This window comes from Alphaproteobacteria bacterium (assembly GCA_030740435.1).
Lineage (GTDB): Bacteria > Pseudomonadota > Alphaproteobacteria > UBA2966 > UBA2966.
Genome location: JASLXG010000135.1, coordinates 17,532 through 38,099, shown reverse-complemented (window position 1 = coordinate 38,099; position 20,568 = coordinate 17,532). Strand labels below are relative to the sequence as shown.

Here is a 20,568-nt window from a genome sequence, read left to right as displayed (position 1 = left end):
GTTAGAGCTTTTCAAGGCTGATCCCGGCCACCCGCTCCCTGTACCTCTCCTCGTGATCCGAGGCGAGCTCGGTTGTCGTTCTTGGATCGGGCCGGCTGGCCGGGAGCGACCCATTGCTCCATGTGGCTCGAGCGCCTGGAGGGGGACTTGTGCCCCGGCGGGTGGCCGGGATCAATCCTGACATGCTGGAAAGCGTGCCTATCCGGTTAATGCAGACACCCCCCACATATAGAGCGAACGACACGCCATCTGACAGTGCTCTCGACCTTGGTGTGACCCAGCAACAGCTGCACGGCTCGCAGATTGCCGGTTCGTCGATAGATCAGCGTCGCCTTCGTCCGCCGGATCGAGTGGGTGCCGAACAGGGATGGGTCCAGACCAATGCCGGCGATCCACTCGGAAAGCAGGCGGGCGTACTGGCGGGTGGTGAGGCAACGGTCCTTTCGGCGCCGCCCAGTGAAGAGGAATTCCCCAGGCAGCTTGTCGGCCGCCTTGAGATAGGCGTCTATGGCCTGTCGGGTTTGCTCGGTGATTTCGAACTTGACCGGTCGGCCCGTCTTCTTCTGCCGCACGGTGGCCCGGTCGATGGCATAGCCGTGCGGAGCGACATCCTCGAACTTGAGGCACACCACGTCGCATCCCCGGAGCTTGCTGTCGATCGCCAGATTGAAGAGGGCCAGGTCTCGTATCCGGCCGGCCAGTTGCAGCCGTGTCCGTATGGCCCAGACATGTCTCGGCTGTAGAGGGGGCTTCGGCCCGATGAGCTTCCCCTTGTTCCAGGGCTGTCGTCGGCTCCTCTCGGGGCTCGATTCGATCTGATTTTGCATTTTCGTCTCCATGGTTTCCAATAGAGACGAGCATGGCCGCGCAGGCAGCCAGAACCCCAGAAAATGGTCAGTTTCGGGGCGAAGCAGACGAGCGCAGGGCCGAGCCGAGGTGGGCCACTTCGGCCTCTGACCCACAGCGGTCCTCTCGGACTTCAAGATTCGGGCTTCCAACGGTCCAAAATCTGCCGCTTCCCTGCCTTCAGTTCTTCAAGTTGCACCCGTTCGTTCGTGCGTTCGTTCGTGGTGAAGTGATCCACGTTCGATTCAGAATTTTTTAAACATGGCCTCCCTATGGTGGTGCCATCGAAGGGCTTACCAAGGGGAGACGGTGGCTCAAATCGGGGCATACACAAACTTACCGCAAGGTCGACACACCTGCGGCGCAGCCGGTTTTTTGACTCGTCCACCCGATCACTGATGCAGACCGAGGCCTACGGCCGCTCCAGAAACCGTCGCAAGAAAATCGAGACCCTGTTCGGAGACGTCAAGCACAACCTGGCCCTTACAAGGCTCAGATTGCGCGGGCTCAGCGGCGCCAAGGACGAGTTCCTGTTGACCGCCACGGTGCAGAACCTCAAACGCCTCGCCAAACTTGCCGCCCGACCGCCACCACGGCCCATGATGGCTTGAGCAATGCGCCAAAACCACCAATCCGCCCCACCGAATAGGCAAAACCGCCCCGGCGACGGCCGGCGGCGGAAAGGAAGTGTCCGCTTCTAGCAATTGCGGACACCAGCATTGGCCCCAGGACCGAGTTCTTCAACAGCCTCGGCTAATTGCTGCCGTAAAAAGGACGTGTGCGGCAACTCTATATGTAGTGGGTGTCTGCATTATCCGGATAGGCACTCTCTAAAGTTCGCCCGAGGCGATGCGCCGGCCGAGCTTGGTGTCGGGGGTGGTGAAGGGCGCGAAGTCGTCCTGGCCGGCGACCTTCTGGTAGTCCTTCAACGCCCAGGTCACGGTGGGGAAGGCGAGATCGTCCCAGGGCATGTCGTCGAAGTCGAAGAACGCCACCTCCTGGGTCTCCATGCCGACGCCGACGTCGTCGGACAGGAGCGTGGCGCGGAAGAACATCTGCACCTGGCTGATGCGCGGGATCTCGTAGATGGCCAACAGCGCGCCGACCTCGATCTCGGCTTCGGCCTCCTCGAGGGCCTCGCGCCGGGCGCCATCGCGCACCGTTTCGCGCTCTTCGAGAAAACCGGCCGGCATGGTCCAATAACCGCGCCTGGGCTCGATGTCGCGGCGGCACATGAGGATGCGGTCCTGCCAGGCCACCACGGCGCCGACGACGATCTTGGGATTTATGTAGTTGATGAAGCCGCAGGTGTCGCAGACCCGCCGCTCCAGATTGTCGCCCTCGGGCACAGTCTCAGTGAAATTGTCTGGCAGCGGCGGCCATTGGTAGTGGCGCGGGCGTTTCTTGCTCATGGCCAAACTCTGGCACGCCGCTACTCCCGCGTCCAGATGCGGAGCGCCGGCCCGGACAGACAAAACCCGCCGGGTTCGCCGGCGGGCGAATTATCTGATCTTATGGTCGGCCTGCCTCAGACCCGGATGTCGACCGTGTTCTCCGAGTTCTGGCGGCGCTTCTCGTCGCGCTCCTCGCGCTCCTCGCGGTCGGCTTCGCGGGCCGCCTGACGGGCCTGGATCTCGTCGTCGTTGCGATCGGCCGACGAGGCGCTCGAGTCCTCGATGGGCCGGTTCGAAGCCTGGTCCGCCGGCCGCTGCGGCTCGGTGATGAACGGCTCCTGGGCGAATGACGCCGGCGCGATGGTGACGGTCGTGATTTCAGCCATGGTCCTGTCCTCGGGTTCGGAATCGTGGCCCAAACGCCGAAAGAGAACTCTCCGACCCTTATTATGTCTGTGGCGCCGGGGACAAAGTCAAGAAAAACCGAGTTGGGAATCTCCCAGTTTGTCCCAAAATGGCACGATGGTTTGTACCAAATCCGCACGACCCCAGGGCGAATCCCGGTGATTCGGCGGATTTCAGCGCTTTGGCCGGGCTGGCCGGTGTGGCATGGCGGTTGCGATGATGGGGCCGAGAGGCGATCCGATTCTTGGTTGATTGGTTTGGATCGCGCTTGAGCGGACCACCCCCATGGTCCGCAACCAGAATGGAGGTGCTATCCCCCGGCACCTCCATTCGCTTTTTTGGGCTGGGCTTCGAGGGCCTCGATGCGCTGCTTGACGCTCTGGTGCGCCCTGCCGCCGGGCTCCAGCAGCGCCAGCAAGCGCTGCCAGGTGGCGATGGCTTCGGCCTTGTGGCCGGCCTGGGCCTGCCAGAGGCCGATGAAATAAAGCGCATCGCGGTTTTTCGCATCCAAGCCGAGGACGCGTTGCATGAGGCTGACGGCGGCCGCCGGCACGGCGCTCTGGGGCCCGGCCTGCTGGATGATCTCGGCGGCGTGCATCATCTGCACCTCGGCGTCCAAGGGGGCCAGCCGGCCGGCCTGGGCCAGGGCCGAGAGCGTCTTGGGCTTGTCGCCCAGCTCGCGGTAGCTGCGCGCCAGCTTGAGCCAGCCCTCGAGGTCATCGGGGCTGTTCTCCAGCCGTGCCGCCAACCTTGCCACCATGGCCCGGATCTGCTGTTGCTGCTGGGGCGTCGTGCCCCTGAGCTCGGCCGCCGCGTCGCTGCCGGCCGGCGGCTCGGGCAGCAACGCCGCCAGGTCGAGGTCGAGACGGCCGGCGGCATCTTCGAGGTGCTGCATCAAAGCCTGGCGCCAGGACGCATCGGCCGGCGTATCGGCGGCGATCTCGAGCCAGAGGTCGAACGCCGCCCGCCAGCGGCCGCGCTGGGCCTCCATGATGCCGAGGTAGAAGCGGCCGCCGATGTGGCGCGGATCGAAGGCCAGGGCCTGGCGGAAGGCGGCTTCGGCGGCCGGCGTGACGCTGCCTTCGGCGGCGTGGGCCAGGGCCTCGCCCAGGGCCATGCGGACGTCGGCGCCGTCCTCGATGTCGGCGGCCCGGCCATAGGCCCGGGCCGCCTCGGCATAGCGCTTGAGCACGCCATAGGAGCGGCCCAGCATGAGCCAGCCCTGGCGGTTGTCGGGGTTTTGCTCCAGCCGCTTTCGCAGACCAGCCACCGCCGCCGTCATGTCGGGAACGGCCTGGGCCGCTGGTGGCGGGCTGGCCGGCCGGCCGGCCAAGGGTACCCCGGGCTGGTCGGGCGCCCCCAGCCAAAGGTAGAGCCCGGCCGCCGCCGCCGGCAGGGCCAGGGCCAGGCAAAGCGCGGCCACCAGGTCAGCTTGGCGGCCGGCGGCCTGGGGCTGCTTTTCCTGGGGCTGGTGCTCGGCGGCGGCCAGCAGGCGGCGCTCGATCTCGGTCCGCGCCGCTTCGAATTCGCCCGCCGCGATGGTGCCGCGTTCGGCCTCGGCCTCTAGTTCGCGCAACTGGTCGCGGTAGACGGCCAGATCATGGCCGCCGGCCTCGGCGACGGCATCGGGCCGGGCCTTCCTGAGCAGCGGTGTCAGCAGCAGCACGAGCGCCAGCCCGGTCATGGCGGTGAAGACCAGCCAAAGCATCAGTCGTCTTCGAGCAAGGCTTCGAGGCGCCGGCGCTCATCCTCGCTGAGCGCCGCCGGGGCGGCGGCCGGCCGGCGTTGCCGCCTGAGGTAGGCAAAGGTCACGCCCGCGGCCAGCAGCAGCAACGCCAGCGGCCCCAGCCAGAGCACCAGCGTGCCCGGCTTGAAGGGCGGATTGAGCAGCACCCAGTCGCCATAGCGCGAGACCAGGAAATTGACCGCCTCGGCATCGCTGTCACCCGCCGCGACGCGTTCGCGCACGATCTGGCGCAGGTCGCGGGCCAGATCGGCGTTGGAATCGTCGATCGACTGGTTCTGGCAGACCAGGCAGCGGAGATCCTTGAAGAGCGCCCGGGCACGGGTTTCCTGGGCCGGATCGCTGAGCGGCTGGTCGACGCCTTGGGCGCTGGCAGCGCCGCTGGCGGCCGTGAAAACCAGTAACAGCGCCAGTAGCGCCCCCCCCAGGCGCATCATTTGGCGTCCAGCTCTCGGATCAGCGGCATGATGGTCTGGTCCAGTATCTGCCGGGTCATGACGCCGACGTGCTTGAAGGCGATGCGGCCCTGGCCGTCGACGACAAAGGTCTCGGGCACGCCATAGACGCCCCAGTCGATGCTGACGCGGCCGTCGCGGTCGGCCCCGATCAAGGTGTAGGGGTCGCCGTAGCGCGCCAGCCAGTCGCGGGCGTTCTCGGGCTTGTCCTTGTAGTTGATGCCATGCAGCGGCACCTGCCCCCCTTTGGCCAGCTCCATCCACAGCGGATGCTCGATGCGGCAAGGGCCGCACCAGGAAGCGAAAATGTTGACGACGGCGGCCTTGCCCTTTTTCAAGTCCGTGGTGGCGAAACCGCGCTCGTGCCCCAGCACCGGCGGCAACTCGAACTCCGGCACCGGCTTGTCGATCAGGGCCGAGGGAATGACCCGGGGATTGAGGGTGAGGCCGACGCCCAGGGCCAATACCAGAACCGCGAAGACGGCCAGCGGGATGATGAAGGAAAGGCGCACTGGCTCAGGCCTCGGCCTTCTTTGTGCCGCTGAGCCGCCGCCGGCGGCCGGCCGGGGCACCGACGCGCAGGCGGCGGTCGCTAAGCGACACCAGACCGCCCAGCGTCATGATCAGCGAGCCCAGCCAGATCCAGTCGACCAGCGGCTTGAGGTAGAGCCGGGTAGCAAAGCCGCCACGGCCGTCGGCGTCGCCCACCACGGCGTAGAGGTTGGCCCACAGCGTCGGCCGGATGGCGGCCTCGGTGGTTGCCTGGGGCGAGGTGGGGTAGGCCCGGGCCTCGGGCTGCATGACGGCCACCAGGTCGTCGCCGCGCCGCACCTCGAAGGTGCCGCGGCGCGCACTGTAGTTGGGGCCCTGGGCCGCCACCACACCACGGAAGGTGAAGGCGTAGCCGCCCACGACCACGGTCTCGCCGGGGCGCATGACCTGGAGCTTTTCCTCCTGCCAGGCGGTACTGCCGGTGATGCCCAGGATGACCACGCCGAAACCCAAATGGGCCAGCGTCATGCCCCAGGCGGCCCGGGGCAGGCGGCGCAGCCGCTGCCAGCTTTCGCCCAGCGGCGCGCCGAAGAGGCGCAGGCGCTGGCCCCACTCGATCAGCGCCCCGGCCACCAGCCAGATGCCGAGCGCAATGCCGAAATGGGCCAGGACGGGGCCTTCGCTTTGCAGTCCCCAACTAACCAGCGCCAAGGCGCCGGCGGCGAAGAAGGCGAACTTGAGGCGCATCAGCGCGCCGGCCACGTCGCCACGCTTCCAGGCCAGCATGGGACCGACCGCCACGGCCATCACCAGCGGCACCATGAGGGGCCCGAAGGTGGCGTTGAAGAAGGGCGGCCCGACCGACACCTTGTCGCCGCTCAGGGCATCGAGGAAGAGCGGATAGAGGGTGCCCAGCAGCACCGTGCCGCAGGCCGTGGTGAGCAGCAGGTTGTTGAGCACCAGGGCGCCCTCGCGGCTTATGGGCGCGAACAGGCCGCCGCCCTTGAGGGCCGGTGCGCGCACAGCGAAAAGGATCAGCGAGCCGCCCACCACGGCGGCCAGGAAGGCCAGGATGTAGACGCCGCGGGCGGGATCGGTGGCAAAGGCGTGGACCGACATGAGCACGCCCGAGCGCACCAGGAAGGTGCCCAGCAGGCTCAACGAAAAGGCCAGGATGGCCAAGAGGATGGTCCAGGCCTTGAGGGCGTCGCGTTTCTCGACGACGATGGCCGAGTGCAGCAGCGCGGTGCCCGCCAGCCAGGGCATGAACGAAGCGTTCTCGACCGGGTCCCAGAACCACCAGCCGCCCCAGCCCAGCTCGTAATAGGCCCACCAGCTGCCCAGCGCGATGCCCAGTGTGAGAAAACACCAGGCGGCCAGGGTCCAGGGCCTGACCCAGCGCGCCCAGGCCGGATCGACACGGCCCTCGATCAAGGCCGCGATGGCGAAGCAAAAGGCGATGGAGAAGCCGACGTAGCCGAGATAGAGGAAGGGCGGATGAAAGGCCAGGCCGGGGTCCTGCAGCAGCGGATTGAGGCCGCGGCCGTCGGCCGGCGCCGGCACCAGGCGCTCGAAGGGGTTCGAGGTGAGCAGGATGAAAAGGATGAAGCCGATGGCGATCAGGCCCTGCACGCCGAGCACCCGGGCCCTCAGGCGGGTCGGCAGGTTGTTGCCGAATAGCGCCACGGCGCCACCGAAGAGCGTCAGGATGAGGATCCACAGCAGCAGCGAGCCCTCGTGGTTGCCCCACACCCCGGACACCTTGTAGAGCATCGGCTTGGCCGAATGGGAGTTCTTCCAGACGTTGGCCAGCGAGAAGTCGGAGACCACGTAGGCATAGGTCAGCGCCGCGAAAGCCAGGGCCACGAAGAGGAACTGGCCCAGCGCCGCCGGCCGCGCCACGGCCGTCCAGGCGGGCCGGCCCAGCGCCGTCCCGGCCAGCGGCAACGTGCCCTGAACGATGGCCATGGCGAGCGCCAGGATGAGGGCGTAATGACCGATTTCGGCAATCATTCGGGCTCAATCACCCTTCCACTGGCCAGCCTTCTTGATGGCCTCGGTAGCTTCTGGCGGCATGTAGTTTTCGTCGTGCTTGGCCAGCACCTCACTGGCCACAAAGAGGCCGGCTTGGTCCAGCTTGCCTTCGACGACGACACCCTGGCCTTCGCGAAAAAGATCTGGCAACAGGCCCTTGAAGCTGACCGGCACCGACTCCACGGTGTCGGTGACGCGGAAGGTTACGGTGACGCCGTCGGCCGCCTTGCCCACCGAGCCTTCCTCGACCAGGCCGCCCAATCGAAATCGCCGCTCCGGCGGGATCTTTTTCTCAGCCACCTCGGTGGGCGTGTGGAAGAACACGAGATTGTCGCGAAAAGCGTTGAGCACCAGCCCCGTGGCGGCGGCCAGCAAGACCATGCCGACGATGACGAAGGTCAGGCGGCGCTGCTTACGCGTCATGGCTTGCCTCGGCGGCTTCGCCGGCCCGCGCCTCACGGCGTTCGTCCTGCAGGTTTTCCAGCGTGCGGCGGTCGGCCCTGAGGCTGCGCACGCTGCTCCAGGCCAGCCAGCCCATTATCACGGCGGCCAGGGCATAGGCCGGCCAGACAAAGGCCGCATAGCCGCCCATGGCGAAAAATTCAAAAAGGGAATTCATGGCTCCGCTGTCTTGGCGCTTTCCTGGTCCCGCGACGCCCCTTATATAGGCGCCGCCGGCCGGGCGTCCAGCGGGCCTTTTGTCGCAGGACGGTGCTCAGCCCGCACTCTCGCGCTCGACCTGGAGCAGGCGCAGGGAACGGATCTTGCGGGCCATGATCTCGCGCTGCGTCCGCACGATGACGATCGAAAGATAGAAAAACGTGAAGCCCAGCGACATCAGCAGCAAGGGCACCAGGATCGAGGGGTGGATGGCCGGCCCGTCCGCGCGCATCACGCTGGCCGGCTGGTGCAGCGTATTCCACCAGTCGACCGAAAACTTGATGATGGGCACGTTGACGAAGCCGACGAGCGCCAGGATGGCGGCGGCCTTGCCGGCGCGTTCCGGGTCCTCGAAGGCCTGCCACAGCGCCATGTAGCCGAGGTAGAGGAAAAACAGCACCAGCACCGAGGTCAGGCGCGCGTCCCAGACCCACCAGGTGCCCCACATGGGCTGGCCCCAGAGCGAGCCCGAGACCAGGGCGATGAAGGTGAAGGCGGCGCCCACGGGGGCACTGGCCTTGGCCGTGAGATCGGCCACCGGGTGCTTCCAGATCAGGCCGACGGCGCTGGCCCCGGCCATGGTGGTGTAGACGAACAGCGCCATCCAGGCGGCCGGCACGTGGACGAACATGATGCGCACGCTGTCGCCCTGCTGATAGTCGGGCGGGGCCACGAAGAGCCCGAGGTAGAGCCCCACCGCGATGAGCAGCGCCGCCAGCCCCGTCGACCAGGGCAGGATGGCGCCGGTCAGGCGCACGAAGCGGTTGGGATTGGCGAAGCGTTGGAACATTTTTTCTCCAGCCGCCCTTATAGCACCGTGTTGCCCCGGCTCGGCATCATTCCAGGTTCAGCCTCAGCGCCGCCGCCGCGGCCCAGGGGCAGAGCGCCACCGCGACCAGCAGCATGGCGCCCAGAATCAGCAGATGGGGCTCCTGGGTCAGGCCGCCGATGGCGGCGTCGACGGCGCCGACGCCGAAGATCAATACCGGGATATAGAGCGGCAGCACCAGCAGCGACAGCAGCACGCCGCCGCGCCGCATGCCCACCGTCAGCGCCGCGCCGATGGCGCCGATCAGGCTGAGCGACGGCGTACCCAGCGCCATGGCCGCGATCAGGGTCAGGAAACCTTCGCTCTCCATGTGCAGCAGCACAGCCAGGATGGGGGCGGCAAGGATCAGCGGCAACCCGGTGGTCAGCCAATGGGTGGCGCACTTGGCCACCACGGCAAGTTCAAGCGGCAGCGGCGAAAGCGCCAGCAGATCGAGGCTGCCGTCCTCGAAATCGGCTTGGAACAGGCGATCGAGCGAGAGCATGGCCGCCAGCAGCGCGGCCACCCAGATGACGCCCGAGGACATGCGCTGGAGAAGGTTGATCTCGGGCCCGACGCCGAGCGGAAACAGCGTCACGGTGAGCACGAAAAACGCCACCACCAGCGAACTGGCGCTGCCCTGGCGCCAAGCCAGGCGGAGATCGCGGGCCACCAGGGCGCCAAAGCGCCTCACGCCGTCGCCCCCAGCGTCAGCACCCGGGTCTCAATGAGACCGAGATCGATATGGGTGGCGATCATGGCCAGGCCGCCGGCCCCGAGGTGCTCGACGACCATCTCGGCGAGCACGCCGGCACCATTGGCATCGAGCGAAACCGTGGGCTCGTCGAGCAGCCAGAGCCGGGCCGGGCTGGCGGCCAGGCGGGCCAGGTTGAGGCGGCGTTTCTGGCCGGCCGAGAGGAAGCGCCCGGGAACCTCGGCCAGGCGGCCGAGGCCGAGGCGTTCGAGCGCCTGGCGCAGGCGATCCTCGAGGTCGCCGCCGCTCTCGTCCCTGTGACCCTGGCCGGCCCAAAAGGCCAGGTTTTCCGCCACCGTAAGCGGCGCCTTGACGGCATCGAGATGACCGACGTAGTGCAGCCGTCGGCGATGAGCATCGGGATCGTCGGCCACCGGCTGGCCGTTCCAGGTCAAGATCCCGGCGCTGGCGTCGAGGTAGCCAGCAACCAGGCGCAACAGTGTCGACTTGCCGCTGCCGTTGGGGCCGCGCAGGATCAGGGCCTCACCGCTCGATACCTGGAAGTCGAGGTCCGAAAAGACCAGCCGCTCGCCCCGCACGCAGGCCAGGGCCTCGGCGGCGAAAGTGGCCTTGCTCAATCTCAAGACGTCCTAATCGAAGGTACGGATGTCGTCGATCACCTTGCCGTCCTCGGGCAGGCTGCCGGGCTCGACGAATTCGACCTCGCCCCTGAGCTTGCAACAGGTCTGGATGGAAGCGGCGATGGCCGTGGCCAGGTCGTCCGAGCCGCCGCCTGCGACTTCGCATTTCAGTACCATGGAATCGCGGCCGTCCGCCTGGTCGATGACCAAGCGCGCCTTCTTGATTTCGGGGTGGCGGCCCACCGCCTGGCCGACCTGGGGCGGATGCACGAACATGCCGCGCACCTTGGTGGTCTGGTCGGCCCGGCCCATCCAGCCCCGGATACGGGTGTTGCTGCGGCCGCAGGGGCTTGGGCTGTCCATGAAGGCGGAAAGATCACCGGTGGCGAAGCGGATCAGGGGATAGGCCTGGTTGACCAGGTGGGTGACCACGACCTCGCCGACCTCACCTTCGGCCACCGGGTTGCCGGTGCCGGGCTCGACCAGCTCGACCAGCACGCCTTCGTCGATGATCATGCCGTCCTTGGCCTTGGATTCGTAGGACACCTGGCCCAACTCGGCGGTGCCGTAGCCCTGCAAGCAGGTAATTCCGCGGTCCTCGATCTTGGTGCGCACGCTGGCGGGCAGCGGCTCGCCGCCCACCGTGGCGACGGAGTAGCTGGGCTCGACGCCCATCTCGTCGGCCTTGTCGAGGATGATGTTGAGAAACGAGGGCGTGCCGGCATAGGCCGCCGGCTTGAGGCGGCTCATGGCCTCGACCTGCATCTCGGTGTTGCCGACGCCGCCGGGGAAGACCGGGCAACCGATGGCCCGGGCCCCCGATTCGATGAGGCTGCCGGCCGGCGTCATGTGGTAGGAGAAGGTGTTGTGGACGATCATGCCGGCGCGGAAGCCGGCGGCCCACATGCCGCGGGCGAAGCGCCAGTAGTCCTTGACGTCGGCGTCGCATTCGTAGATCGGGCCGGGCGACTGGAAGATATGCCAGAGCTTCTCCATGGGCCAGGCATTGAGGCCGCCGAAGGGCGGATCCAGGGGCTGGGTCTCGATCAGGTCGTGCTTGCGTGTCACCGGCAGCTTGGCCAGCGCCGCCCGGTCCGTGATGTCGGCGGCCTCGAAGTCGGCGAAGACCTTGCCGAAGTAGGCCGAGTTCTGCTTGGCGTGGGCGACCTGGCTTTGCAGGTGCTTGAGGTTGTCGGCCTCGCGCATCGCGGGATCGCGGATTTCCAGGTCGTCGTAATGTTCGTCATTGGCCATGGGGGTGCCCCCTTCGGAAGATTGGCGATCGGCCCTGGCCGCGGATTAGGCCAGCCAGCGCTTGCGCCGCCGATAGTGTTTCACGTCGCGATAGCTTTTGCGTCCCGAGGCGCTGAGGCCCAGGTAGAATTCCTTGATGTCCTCGTTCTCGGCCAGCTTGGCGCCCTCGCCATCGAGCACGACGCGGCCGGTCTCGAGAATATAGCCGTAATCGGCGTAACGTAGCGCCATGGTGGCGTTCTGCTCAGCCAGCAGGAAGCTGACGCCTTCCTGCTTGTTCAATCGATCGACGATTTCGAAAATTTCCTCGACCAACTGCGGCGCCAGACCCATCGAGGGCTCGTCGAGCAGGATCAGATTGGGCTCGGCCATCAAGGCGCGGCCGATCGCCGTCATCTGCTGCTCGCCGCCGGAGATATAGCCGGCCAGGGCGCTCGAGCGCTCCTTGAGGCGGGGAAAATAGCTGTAAACCAAATCCAAACTTTCGTTCACCACGGCCCGGCCGCCGCTGCGGGTGTAGGCCCCGGTAAGCAGGTTTTCCTCGACGGTCAGATGCTCGAAGCAGTGGCGTCCCTCCATCACCTGGATGACGCCCTTTTTGACCAATTCGCTTGGGCTGCGGGCCTGCACCGGTTCCTGCTGATAGAGGATGGCGCCCTTGGTGACCTCGCCGCGTTCGGCATGAAGGAGGTTGGAAATCGCCTTGAGCGTAGTTGTCTTGCCGGCGCCGTTGGCCCCAAGGAGAGCGACGATGCTCCCCTTGGGGACCTCGAGCGATACGCCGCGCAACACCAGGATCACATGATTGTAGATGACCTCGATGTTGCTCACTTCGAGAAGGGTCTGCGTATCGTTCACGGCTTTATCCACGTCTACATCCCGTTACTCGGGTTACTCGGTAAGGATTACAAACGACACCACGCCGCCTAGCTGCAGCTACGCGGTGTGATGTTGTTTTCCTTGGCGTAGGCGGCGGCGCCCGACTCGATCATCGGCCGCACCACGTCACGCATCACCTTGTTCCAACCGCTGACCAGCTTCCAGGTCTTGGTTTTGGCGTTCCACTGCTGGATCAGCACCGGGCCCGAGCCTTCGTGATCGGCACAGGTGACGTTGATGTCGTTGTAGCCCGAGAGACCGATCTTCTTCCACCGCGCCTGGTCGATGCTCATGTTTTCCAGGGCCCAGCGGACCTGTTCGCCGTTGACCACCTTGACGCCGAATTTCTTCTGGGCGTCGCGGATGGCCTCGACCACGATGATGAAGTTGAAGACACCGCGGGTGTACAGCACCTCGCCGACGCGGTCGCGCTCGCCGGCACCCTTACCCTTGTCATAGACGTACTTGAGGATGTCGCGATGCAGATCGAAATCGCGGCCCGGCGGATGCCAAGTGGCTGCCTTGTAGCCGTTGGCTCCCATGGCGGCCGGCATGACGTCGCTTTCCGTGCCCGACCACCAATTGCCGATGAAGTGATCCATGGGGTAGCCGATGGCGGCGGCTTCCTTGACCGCCACCTGGTTCATCACGCCCCAGCCGGACATGAAGATGTAGTCCGGCTTGAGGCGCCGGATCTGCAGCCAGGTCGCCTTCTGCTCCTGACCGGGATGGTCGACGGCAAGCTTGGTCAGCTTAAAGCCAAACTTCTTGGCCAACACATCGAGGGTGGGGTTGGCTTCCTTGCCGTAGGCGCTGTTGTGGTAGATGTGGGCGATCTTCTTGCCCTTGAGGTTACCCAGTCCGCCTTCTTGCGATCCGATGTAGTTGATGACCGCGCTGGCCTGGCTCCAGTAGGTTGTCGGGAAGTTGAAGACCCAGGGGAAGACCCGGCCGTCAGCCGCCGTGGTGCGGCCGTAGCCGATGGTCAACACCGGAATCTTGTCGACCGGCGCCTTGGGAATGAGCTGGTAGGTGATGCCCGTCGAATTGGGGATGACCACCACCGGGTTCTTGCTCTTCAGCTTCTCGTAGCACTCGACACCAACCTTGGTGTTGTAGCCGGTCTCGCATTCCTCGTAGACCAGCTTGACGCCACCGACGCCGCCGTCGCGTTCGTTGATCAGTGTGATGTAATCCCGGAACCCGTTACCGAAGGGGATGCCGTTCGGCGCGTAAGGCCCGGTGCGGTAGGTCAGTCCCGGCAGGAATATGGTGTCCTCCGCGATCGCGACCTCGGCTGTTCCCACCACCGTCAAAGCGACGGCGGCAGCCAGCCCTAGTGAAAATCTGCTGTATTTCATACCCATCTCCCAGCTTGCTTCCAGTTCATCGGATAGTTTCTTTCGACTGCGCCAACATTAAACAATATTCGGCGGGTCGCACAATCCGCTCCGACAGGGCGAACCATGATTCTTAGTGTGGAAAGGGCCATAGCCGCAATTTTTCCTTGGCGATCTGCCACAGCCTGGCCATGCCATTGGGCTCAATGATCAGCGTCAGGATGATCAGCGAGCCGAAAATGATGATCTCGATGTGTTTGGCGGTCACCGCCTGCATGCCCATGCCGCCGACCATGACGTTGGTCAGCAGGATCGGCATCAGTACGATGAAGGCGGCGCCCATGAAGGAGCCGGCGATCGAGCCCAGGCCGCCGATGATGACCATGAACAGCACCTGGAACGAGAGGTTGATGTCGAAGGCCTCGGCGGTCTCGACGGCACCCAGCCAGAGCGCGAACATCATGGCCCCGGCGACGCCGATGTAGAAGGAGCTGATGGAGAAGGCCAGCAGCTTGACCTGGAAGGGCCTGAAGCCGATCAACTGGGCCGCTATGTCCATGTCACGAATTGCCATCCAGGCCCGGCCCACCGAGCCCCGCGCCATGTTCTTGGCCAGCAGCGCGAACACGCAGACGACGATCAGGCAGAAAAAGTAGCGCGACAGGCTGGTGGCGTAGGGACCGGTCATGATGACGCCCAGCACCTCGCGCGGCGGTGCCGTGATGGTGCCGGAAGGCGTATAGTTGACGAACCAGGGCACCTTGTTGAAGAGCCAACTGAGGAAGAACTGGGCAGCCAGGGTGGCGACGGCCAGATAGAAGCCCTTGATGCGCAGGCTGGGGATGCCGAAAATCATGCCGACGGCGGCCGTGACAAAGCCCGACAGCAGCAACACCACGATCAGGTTCAACTCGGGGAAGCCGGTCATCAGCTTGTAACACGACACCGCTCCCACCGCCATGAAGCCGCCCGTGCCCAGCGACACCTGGCCGCAATAGCCGGTCAGGATGTTGAGGCCGATGGCGGCCAGCGAGTAGATCAGCACCGGTATCATGATGGCCTGGAAGAAGTATTCGTTGCCCACCAGGGGGATCATGATGAAAGCGATGATCAGCATGGCGCCGATGAACCAGCGATCCTGGGTGATCGGGAATATGGCCTGGTCGGCGGCGTAGCTCGTCTTGATCTGGCCGGCCTCGCGGTAAATCATGACGTCACACCCTTTCGATGATCTTTTCGCCGAACAGGCCCTGGGGCCGGAACAGCAGGAACACCAGCGCCACCATGTAGGCGAACCAGTTCTCGATGGCGCCGCCGATCAGCGGCCCCCAGTAGACCTCGGCAACCTTTTCGCCGACCCCGATGATGAGGCCGCCGACGATGGCGCCCGGCACCGAGGTAAAGCCGCCCAGGATCAGCACCGGCAGCGCCTTCAACGCGATCAGCGAGAGCGAGAACTGGACGCCGCTTTTGGAGCCCCACATGATGCCGGCGACCAGCGCCACCACGCCCGATACCGACCACACGATGATCCAGATGTTCTTCAAGGGCACGCCCACCGACAGCGCCGCCTGATGGTCGTCGGCGACGGCGCGCAAGGCGCGGCCGATGCGCGTCTTCTGGAAGAAGATGGCCAGCACCGTGACCAGGATGGCGGCCGTCACGGCGGCCCAGATCTCGAAGACCTGGAACTGGATGCCCTGCCATTCGAAATTGCCCGACGGGATGCCGATGTCCAGCGGCTTGACGGTGCTGCCCCAGAGGATGTCGCCGAAGCCCTCGAGCACGAAAGCGAGCCCAATGGTGCTCATAAAGAGGATGATCGGTTCCTGGTTGACCAGCGGCCTGAGCACGACACGTTCGATCAGATAGGCCAGGCCCACCATGACGACACAGGTCAGCGGCACCGCCAGGAAGGGCGACATGGTGTAGCCCATGGTGCCCAGCGACACCGGCACGGTGCCGGTCATCAGGCCGACCAGGGTCAGCGCCGCGAACAGCGCCAGCACGCCCTGGGCGAAGTTGAAGACGCCCGAGGCCTTGAAGATGAGCACGAAACCCAGCGCCACCAGCGAATACATCACGCCGGTCATCAGACCACCGATCACCACCTCGGCGAAAAACTCCGGGTAGGTCCCCATGTCGATGAGGGGGGCGAGGATGTTGTCGTTGAGAACTTCCATTACCACTCTCTCCCGCCGTCAGCAGAGATCCCGCCTTCAGTCATGGCTGACTCCCAGATAGGCCTCGATGACGGCGCTGTTCGAGCGCACCTCGTCCGGCGTGCCTTCGGCGATCTTGCGGCCATAGTCGAGCACCACGACGCGGTCGGAGATGTCCATCACCACCCCCATGTCGTGCTCGATCAGGGCGATGGTGGTGCCGAATTCGTCGTTGACGTCGAGGACGAAGCGGCACATGTCCTCTTTTTCCTCGATGTTCATGCCGGCCATGGGCTCGTCGAGCAGCAACAGATCAGGCTCGGCGGCCAGGGCGCGTCCCAACTCGACGCGCTTTTGCATGCCGTAGGGCAGGCGGCCGACGGGGATCTTGCGGATGGCCTCGATCTCCAGGAACTCGATGATGTGCTCGACGAAATCGCGGTGTTCGAGCTCTTCCTTGCGGGCCGGCCCGATATGCAGCGCCTGCAGCAGGAAGTTGGTCTTCATCTTGAGATTTCGGCCCGTCATCAAATTGTCGAGCGTGGTCATGCCGTGAAACAGCGCCACGTTCTGGAAGGTCCGGGCGATGCCCTGGACGGCGGCCAGGTGCGGCTTCATGTCCCGGCGCTCCTCGCCCTTGAAGGTGATGGTGCCGTCGCTGGGGTGGTAGAAGCCGTTGATGCAGTTGAGCATCGACGTCTTGCCGGCGCCGTTGGGGCCGATGATGGCGAGGATTTCGCGCTCGCGGATGTCGAAGCTGACCTCGATCAGGGCACGCACGGCGCCGAACGAGACGCTGACGTTGTCGACCTTGAGCATGACATCGCCGAAGGTTCTCTCGGGGAACCCGGCGCTTTCCGTGCTGGCGGCGGCTTGGCTCATTAGCTGGCCTTCTTCATGGCATCAAAGGTATTCGAGGTCTGGACCTTGAGGTTGGCCTTGATGACGCCCTCGCGGCCGTCCTCGAAGGTCACCTTGGCCTCGACGGCGACGCGTTCGGCATCGGAATAGAGGCCGTCGATGAGATCGCCGAAACGCTCGGCGATGATGCGCCGGCGCACCTTGCCGGTGCGGGTGATTTCGCCGTCGTCGGCATCCAGTTCCTTGTGCAGGATAAGAAAGCGCCGGATTTGCGAGCCCACCAGGGCGCTGTCGCGGGCCAGGGTGGCGTTGACGTCCTCGACACAGCCCTTGATCAGTTCGTAGGTCTCGTCACGGTCGGCCAGATCGGTGTAGCTGGTATAGGCGATGCCTTGGCGCTCGGCCCAGTTGCCGGTGGCCTCGAGGTCGATATTGATGAAGGCGCCGACGAAGTCGCGCTGGTCGCCGTAGGTCACCGCCTCCTTGATGAAGGGGTGGAACTTGAGCTTGTTCTCCAGGTACTGGGGCGCAAACAGCGTGCCGTCGTTCATGGTGCCGACGTCCTTGGCCCTGTCGATGACCTTGAGGTGGCCGGAATCATCGATGATGCCGGCATCGCCGGTATGGATCCAATCGCCTTCGTTTTCGCCCTTGGTCTCGATGGTGGCCTCTTCGTTCTTGTAGTAGCAGTCGAAGGTGCCGGGGCTGCGGAAAAGGATTTCGCCGTTTTCGGCGATCTTGACCTCGCAGCCCGGGGCCGGCGGCCCCACCGTGTCGTGTTTGACGTCGCCGTTACGCTGGAGCGTGACATAGGCGCAGGATTCGGTCTGGCCGTAGAGCTGTTTCAGGTTGATGCCCAGGCTGCGGTAGAAATCAAAGACCTCTTCGCCCAGCGGCGCGCCGGCGGTGTAGGCAATGCGCACCCGGCTGAGGCCCAGGTTGTTGCGCAGCGGCCCGTAGATCGAGAGGCTGCCCAACCAGTAAAGGAAGCGCTCGCCCGCCGATACCGGCTTCTCTTCCATGATGCGCACGCCGACGCGCCCGGCCACCCCGATGAAGTAGTCAAAGAGCCACTTCTTGAAGCGGCCCGAGTCCTCCATGCGAATGCGGATCTGGGTCAAAAACCCCTCCCAGATGGCAGGGGGCGCGAAGAAATAGGTCGGTCCCAATTCCTTGAGGTCGAGCATCACGGTGTCGCTGCTTTCGGGGCAGTTGACGGTCATACCCGAGTGGTAGGCCTGGGCGACGGAGAAGAAATGATCGCCGACCCAGGCCAGCGGCAGGTAGGACAGCACCTCGTCTTCGACGTTGAGCCCTTCGAGTGCCACCGATTCCTGAGCCGCCTTCATCAGCGCCCGGAATGACAGCACCACGCCCTTGGGGTCGCCGGTGGTGCCCGAGGTATAGGCGATCAGGGCAACGTCGTCGTTCTTGCCCAGCGCCACTTGGCTGTCGTAGAGGTCGGGCTTGGCAGCGTCCAGCGCCCGGCCCCGCTCCATCAGTTCGCGAAGGGCGTAGATGAAGGGCTGGTCGTAGTGACGCATGCCCTTGGGTTCTTTGTAGATCACGATCTCGATTTTCGGGCAGCGCTCCATGACCGAGAGGATTTTGTCGACCTGCTCCTGGTTTTCGCAGACAGCGATGCGGATTTCGGCGTGCTCGAGGACGTACTGCATCTCCTCGGCAATGCTGTCCTGGTATAGCGGGATGGGTATGCCGCCCATGGCCTGGATGGCGGTAAACGACCAATAGAGCTCGGGCCGGTTGGCGCCGATGATGGCGACGTGCTCGCCGCGCTTGAGGCCAACATCGGAAAATCCCAGCGCCATGGCCCGGATTCCGGCGGCGGTCTCGGCCCAGGTATGGGACTGCCAGATGCCCCAATACTTTTCCCGGTAGGCCACGGCGTCGGGCCAGCGCTTGATTTGCTCCTGCAGCAGCGCGGCAAAGGTCTCGGCGGGCGCGATGGATTGATCCCTGTCGGTCATCGGACGACCACTCGCTTTCGTCTAATTTCGGTTTTGTCGATTGGTTCGATTGCTTGTCGATCTCACGAGGCCGGGGCAGCAAAGGCAAATCGCCCCTGGGCCCGAACAGGACCACGTGACGAAATCGACCTAAGCGCAACGGAGGGGGTCGTTGCGAACATCACTCCCCATGCTTTTGCAGGCGGTCGGTTGGTCCGACGCTTGTTGGTTTGAACCGTCGATGCAGTCAACGGCGGAGACAAAATACCAATATTGCTTGGCGGCGCAACACATTGTGTGGATATTTATTTCAGTTTTGAATGATTCTAGTCGACCCCATCGCCAGCCGACCGTCCGTGCCGCCCGGCGCCTTCGGCAAAACGCTTGGCGCCGCCGAAAGCTTCCTGTTCGACGGCCTCTTGACCCAGCGCGAACTCGCGCGCCATGGCGCTCTCCAGATCGCGTCCCTGCTGTTCGTAGACGGACAAACGATCCGAGCGCATACAGATCTGCGGCAGCCCGCAAAGCTCGAGCGCCAAAGCCTCGGCGGCTTTGCGGGCCTGGCCGTCGGGTACGACTCGGTTGGCCAGTCCCATGTCCAGGGCCTCGCGGGCAGCCACCGGCCGGCCGGTGAGGATGAGGTCGAGCGCCCGGCCCATGCCGATCAGGCGGGGCAGGCGAACCGTGCCGCCGTCGATCAGCGGCACCCCCCAACGCCGGCAGAAGACGCCGAAGACGGCGCTTTCCTCGGCCACGCGCAGGTCGCACCACAGCGCCAGTTCCAGCCCCCCGGCCACGGCATGGCCGGCAATGGCGCCGATCACCGGTTTCGCCAGCACCATGCGGCTGACGCCGATGGGGCCGTCGCCCTCGGGCGAAACGCGGTTGGCGAACTCGCGGCCACGGGCGAAGGCCTTGAGGTCGGCGCCGGAACAAAATGTGCCATGGGCGCCCCACAGCACGGCGACCCGGGCCTCATCGTCAGCCTCGAAGGCGCGAAAGGCCTCGGCCAGGCCCTCGGCGGTGGCCCGGTCGAGGGCGTTGCGCACCTCGGGCCGGCTGAGCACGACCGTGGTCACGGGGCCGTTCTTTTCGCTGCTGACGGTCATGGTGGCTTTCCTTCTAGAGATGGGCCGAGCCGCCATCGACCAGCAGCGACTGGCCGGTCATGAAGGCGCTGGCCGGCGAGGCCAGGAACAACAATACACCGACCAAGTCGTCGGGCAGTTGTTTGCGGCCGATGCATTGGCGCGCCACCAGGGACTGGCGCCGCGCCTCGTCGACGGCTGGGTTCTCGACTTCGGTTTCGGTCAGGCCGGGCAGCACGGCATTGACGGTAATGCCGTCCGGCCCCAGTTCGCGAGCCAGGGCCCGGGTGAGGCCGATGACGGCCGCCTTGGAAGTAACGTAGTGGCTCAACAGCGGCAGCCCCAGCGGCACGGTACTCGAGGAAATATTGATGATGTGGCCGGCGCCGGCCTGGCGCAGGGCCGGCAGCACGGCCCGGGCGGCAAGAAAGCTGCCGGTGACGTTGACCCGCATGACGTGTTCCCATTCCTCGAGCTCGATCTCGTCGAAGGGCCGGCGGCCGAGCGTGGTGTAGATGCCGGCGTTGTTGATCAGCACGTCGATGCGGCCCTCGGCGGCGATGGTGCCGGCAACCATGGCGGCCAAAGATTGTTCGGACGTCACGTCGGTGGTGAAAGCCAGGGCTCGGCCATTGGCGGCGGCGATTTCGTCGGCTACGCGTTGGCCGTTATCCTCGTCGCGTTCGGCGATCACCACGATGGCGCCACGGGCGGCGAACTGACAGGCCGCTGTGCGGCCGATGCCCTGGCCGGCGCCGGTGATGACGACGACTCGCCCCGCCACGCCGGTTTCGATATCCTGCATGAGCTTCCTCCCAAAGGGCTGCGGTCTTCCTCTTAGCAG

General features: G+C 65.1%; 22 protein-coding genes. 1 reads left to right on the top strand and 21 read right to left on the bottom strand.

Annotated features, from left to right (window positions below):
• Positions 1-206: 206 nt before the first annotated feature.
• Positions 207-827 (bottom strand): tyrosine-type recombinase/integrase, encoded by a 621-nt coding sequence (locus QGG75_14115; GenBank protein MDP6068368.1) that lies wholly within the window; start codon positions 825-827, stop codon positions 207-209.
• A gap of 291 nt (positions 828-1,118) precedes the next feature.
• On the opposite strand from QGG75_14115, the gene QGG75_14110 reads away from it, so the two are divergent.
• On the top strand, positions 1,119-1,457 hold the full coding sequence (locus QGG75_14110) for a transposase (protein ID MDP6068367.1): 339 nt from the start codon (positions 1,119-1,121) through the stop codon (positions 1,455-1,457).
• A 219-nt stretch (positions 1,458-1,676) separates the two neighbouring features.
• Here the strand turns inward: QGG75_14110 and QGG75_14105 are convergent, their stop codons facing one another.
• The 20 genes from QGG75_14105 to QGG75_14010 all read right to left on the bottom strand — a co-directional run bounded on the left by QGG75_14105 (position 1,677) and on the right by QGG75_14010 (position 20,529).
• The gene (locus tag QGG75_14105; GenBank protein MDP6068366.1) at positions 1,677-2,258 is read right to left on the bottom strand and encodes an NUDIX hydrolase; all 582 of its coding nucleotides are present in this window, start codon (positions 2,256-2,258) and stop codon (positions 1,677-1,679) included.
• A gap of 116 nt (positions 2,259-2,374) precedes the next feature.
• Positions 2,375-2,626, bottom strand: coding sequence for a hypothetical protein (locus tag QGG75_14100; GenBank protein ID MDP6068365.1), 252 nt, complete (start codon positions 2,624-2,626; stop codon positions 2,375-2,377).
• A 329-nt stretch (positions 2,627-2,955) separates the two neighbouring features.
• Positions 2,956-4,353 (bottom strand): c-type cytochrome biogenesis protein CcmI, encoded by a 1,398-nt coding sequence (ccmI, locus tag QGG75_14095; protein MDP6068364.1) that lies wholly within the window; start codon positions 4,351-4,353, stop codon positions 2,956-2,958.
• Positions 4,353-4,826 carry a cytochrome c-type biogenesis protein CcmH gene (locus QGG75_14090; protein ID MDP6068363.1) on the bottom strand — a complete coding sequence of 158 codons (474 nt, stop codon included), beginning with the start codon at positions 4,824-4,826 and terminating at the stop codon, positions 4,353-4,355. Before QGG75_14090 ends, ccmI begins: the two co-directional genes overlap by 1 nt.
• Positions 4,823-5,356, bottom strand: coding sequence for a DsbE family thiol:disulfide interchange protein (locus tag QGG75_14085; GenBank protein ID MDP6068362.1), 534 nt, complete (start codon positions 5,354-5,356; stop codon positions 4,823-4,825). Before QGG75_14085 ends, QGG75_14090 begins: the two co-directional genes overlap by 4 nt.
• A gap of 4 nt (positions 5,357-5,360) precedes the next feature.
• Positions 5,361-7,349, bottom strand: coding sequence for a heme lyase CcmF/NrfE family subunit (locus tag QGG75_14080; protein ID MDP6068361.1), 1,989 nt, complete (start codon positions 7,347-7,349; stop codon positions 5,361-5,363).
• A 6-nt stretch (positions 7,350-7,355) separates the two neighbouring features.
• Complete coding sequence (gene ccmE / locus QGG75_14075) at positions 7,356-7,793, bottom strand: cytochrome c maturation protein CcmE (GenBank protein MDP6068360.1); 438 nt, start codon at positions 7,791-7,793, stop codon at positions 7,356-7,358.
• Positions 7,783-7,989, bottom strand: coding sequence for a heme exporter protein CcmD (gene ccmD, locus QGG75_14070; GenBank protein ID MDP6068359.1), 207 nt, complete (start codon positions 7,987-7,989; stop codon positions 7,783-7,785). The genes ccmE and ccmD overlap by 11 nt, the downstream gene beginning before the upstream one ends.
• Positions 7,990-8,085: 96 nt before the next feature.
• On the bottom strand, positions 8,086-8,820 hold the full coding sequence (locus QGG75_14065) for a heme ABC transporter permease (GenBank protein MDP6068358.1): 735 nt from the start codon (positions 8,818-8,820) through the stop codon (positions 8,086-8,088).
• Between the two features lie 46 nt (positions 8,821-8,866).
• Positions 8,867-9,532, bottom strand: coding sequence for a heme exporter protein CcmB (gene ccmB, locus QGG75_14060; GenBank protein MDP6068357.1), 666 nt, complete (start codon positions 9,530-9,532; stop codon positions 8,867-8,869).
• A complete protein-coding gene (gene ccmA / locus QGG75_14055) occupies positions 9,529-10,170 on the bottom strand; it encodes a heme ABC exporter ATP-binding protein CcmA (protein ID MDP6068356.1) in 642 nt (213 codons plus the stop codon). Before ccmA ends, ccmB begins: the two co-directional genes overlap by 4 nt.
• Before the next feature lie 12 nt (positions 10,171-10,182).
• Positions 10,183-11,427 carry an AMP-binding protein gene (locus QGG75_14050; GenBank protein ID MDP6068355.1) on the bottom strand — a complete coding sequence of 415 codons (1,245 nt, stop codon included), beginning with the start codon at positions 11,425-11,427 and terminating at the stop codon, positions 10,183-10,185.
• A gap of 45 nt (positions 11,428-11,472) precedes the next feature.
• Entirely contained in the window at positions 11,473-12,285 is an 813-nt protein-coding gene (locus tag QGG75_14045) for an ABC transporter ATP-binding protein (GenBank protein ID MDP6068354.1), read from the bottom strand.
• A 68-nt stretch (positions 12,286-12,353) separates the two neighbouring features.
• Complete coding sequence (locus tag QGG75_14040) at positions 12,354-13,667, bottom strand: ABC transporter substrate-binding protein (GenBank protein MDP6068353.1); 1,314 nt, start codon at positions 13,665-13,667, stop codon at positions 12,354-12,356.
• 112 nt (positions 13,668-13,779) lie between these two features.
• Positions 13,780-14,856: a branched-chain amino acid ABC transporter permease gene (locus QGG75_14035; GenBank protein MDP6068352.1), complete on the bottom strand. Its 1,077-nt coding sequence runs from the start codon at positions 14,854-14,856 to the stop codon at positions 13,780-13,782.
• 4 nt (positions 14,857-14,860) lie between these two features.
• On the bottom strand, positions 14,861-15,787 hold the full coding sequence (locus QGG75_14030) for a branched-chain amino acid ABC transporter permease (protein ID MDP6068351.1): 927 nt from the start codon (positions 15,785-15,787) through the stop codon (positions 14,861-14,863).
• Positions 15,788-15,865: 78 nt separating this feature from the next.
• A complete protein-coding gene (locus QGG75_14025; protein ID MDP6068350.1) occupies positions 15,866-16,690 on the bottom strand; it encodes an ABC transporter ATP-binding protein in 825 nt (274 codons plus the stop codon).
• The gene (locus QGG75_14020) at positions 16,690-18,657 is read right to left on the bottom strand and encodes an AMP-binding protein (GenBank protein ID MDP6068349.1); all 1,968 of its coding nucleotides are present in this window, start codon (positions 18,655-18,657) and stop codon (positions 16,690-16,692) included. Before QGG75_14020 ends, QGG75_14025 begins: the two co-directional genes overlap by 1 nt.
• A 305-nt stretch (positions 18,658-18,962) precedes the next feature.
• A complete protein-coding gene (locus QGG75_14015) occupies positions 18,963-19,745 on the bottom strand; it encodes a crotonase/enoyl-CoA hydratase family protein (protein ID MDP6068348.1) in 783 nt (260 codons plus the stop codon).
• Between the two features lie 13 nt (positions 19,746-19,758).
• Entirely contained in the window at positions 19,759-20,529 is a 771-nt protein-coding gene (locus tag QGG75_14010) for a glucose 1-dehydrogenase (GenBank protein MDP6068347.1), read from the bottom strand.
• Between the last annotated feature and the right edge of the window lie 39 nt (positions 20,530-20,568).

Coding starts and splice junctions, on each gene's coding strand:
- QGG75_14115 (MDP6068368.1), bottom strand. CDS start 827: ATGCAAAATCAGATCGAATCGAGCCCCGAGAGGAGCCGACGACAGCCC.
- QGG75_14110 (MDP6068367.1), top strand. CDS start 1,119: ATGGTGGTGCCATCGAAGGGCTTACCAAGGGGAGACGGTGGCTCAAAT.
- QGG75_14105 (MDP6068366.1), bottom strand. CDS start 2,258: ATGAGCAAGAAACGCCCGCGCCACTACCAATGGCCGCCGCTGCCAGAC.
- QGG75_14100 (MDP6068365.1), bottom strand. CDS start 2,626: ATGGCTGAAATCACGACCGTCACCATCGCGCCGGCGTCATTCGCCCAG.
- ccmI (MDP6068364.1), bottom strand. CDS start 4,353: ATGCTTTGGCTGGTCTTCACCGCCATGACCGGGCTGGCGCTCGTGCTG.
- QGG75_14090 (MDP6068363.1), bottom strand. CDS start 4,826: ATGATGCGCCTGGGGGGGGCGCTACTGGCGCTGTTACTGGTTTTCACG.
- QGG75_14080 (MDP6068361.1), bottom strand. CDS start 7,349: ATGATTGCCGAAATCGGTCATTACGCCCTCATCCTGGCGCTCGCCATG.
- ccmE (MDP6068360.1), bottom strand. CDS start 7,793: ATGACGCGTAAGCAGCGCCGCCTGACCTTCGTCATCGTCGGCATGGTC.
- ccmD (MDP6068359.1), bottom strand. CDS start 7,989: ATGAATTCCCTTTTTGAATTTTTCGCCATGGGCGGCTATGCGGCCTTT.
- QGG75_14065 (MDP6068358.1), bottom strand. CDS start 8,820: ATGTTCCAACGCTTCGCCAATCCCAACCGCTTCGTGCGCCTGACCGGC.
- QGG75_14050 (MDP6068355.1), bottom strand. CDS start 11,427: ATGGCCAATGACGAACATTACGACGACCTGGAAATCCGCGATCCCGCG.
- QGG75_14040 (MDP6068353.1), bottom strand. CDS start 13,667: ATGAAATACAGCAGATTTTCACTAGGGCTGGCTGCCGCCGTCGCTTTG.
- QGG75_14035 (MDP6068352.1), bottom strand. CDS start 14,856: ATGATTTACCGCGAGGCCGGCCAGATCAAGACGAGCTACGCCGCCGAC.
- QGG75_14030 (MDP6068351.1), bottom strand. CDS start 15,787: ATGGGGACCTACCCGGAGTTTTTCGCCGAGGTGGTGATCGGTGGTCTG.
- QGG75_14025 (MDP6068350.1), bottom strand. CDS start 16,690: ATGAGCCAAGCCGCCGCCAGCACGGAAAGCGCCGGGTTCCCCGAGAGA.
- QGG75_14020 (MDP6068349.1), bottom strand. CDS start 18,657: ATGACCGACAGGGATCAATCCATCGCGCCCGCCGAGACCTTTGCCGCG.
- QGG75_14015 (MDP6068348.1), bottom strand. CDS start 19,745: ATGACCGTCAGCAGCGAAAAGAACGGCCCCGTGACCACGGTCGTGCTC.
- QGG75_14010 (MDP6068347.1), bottom strand. CDS start 20,529: ATGCAGGATATCGAAACCGGCGTGGCGGGGCGAGTCGTCGTCATCACC.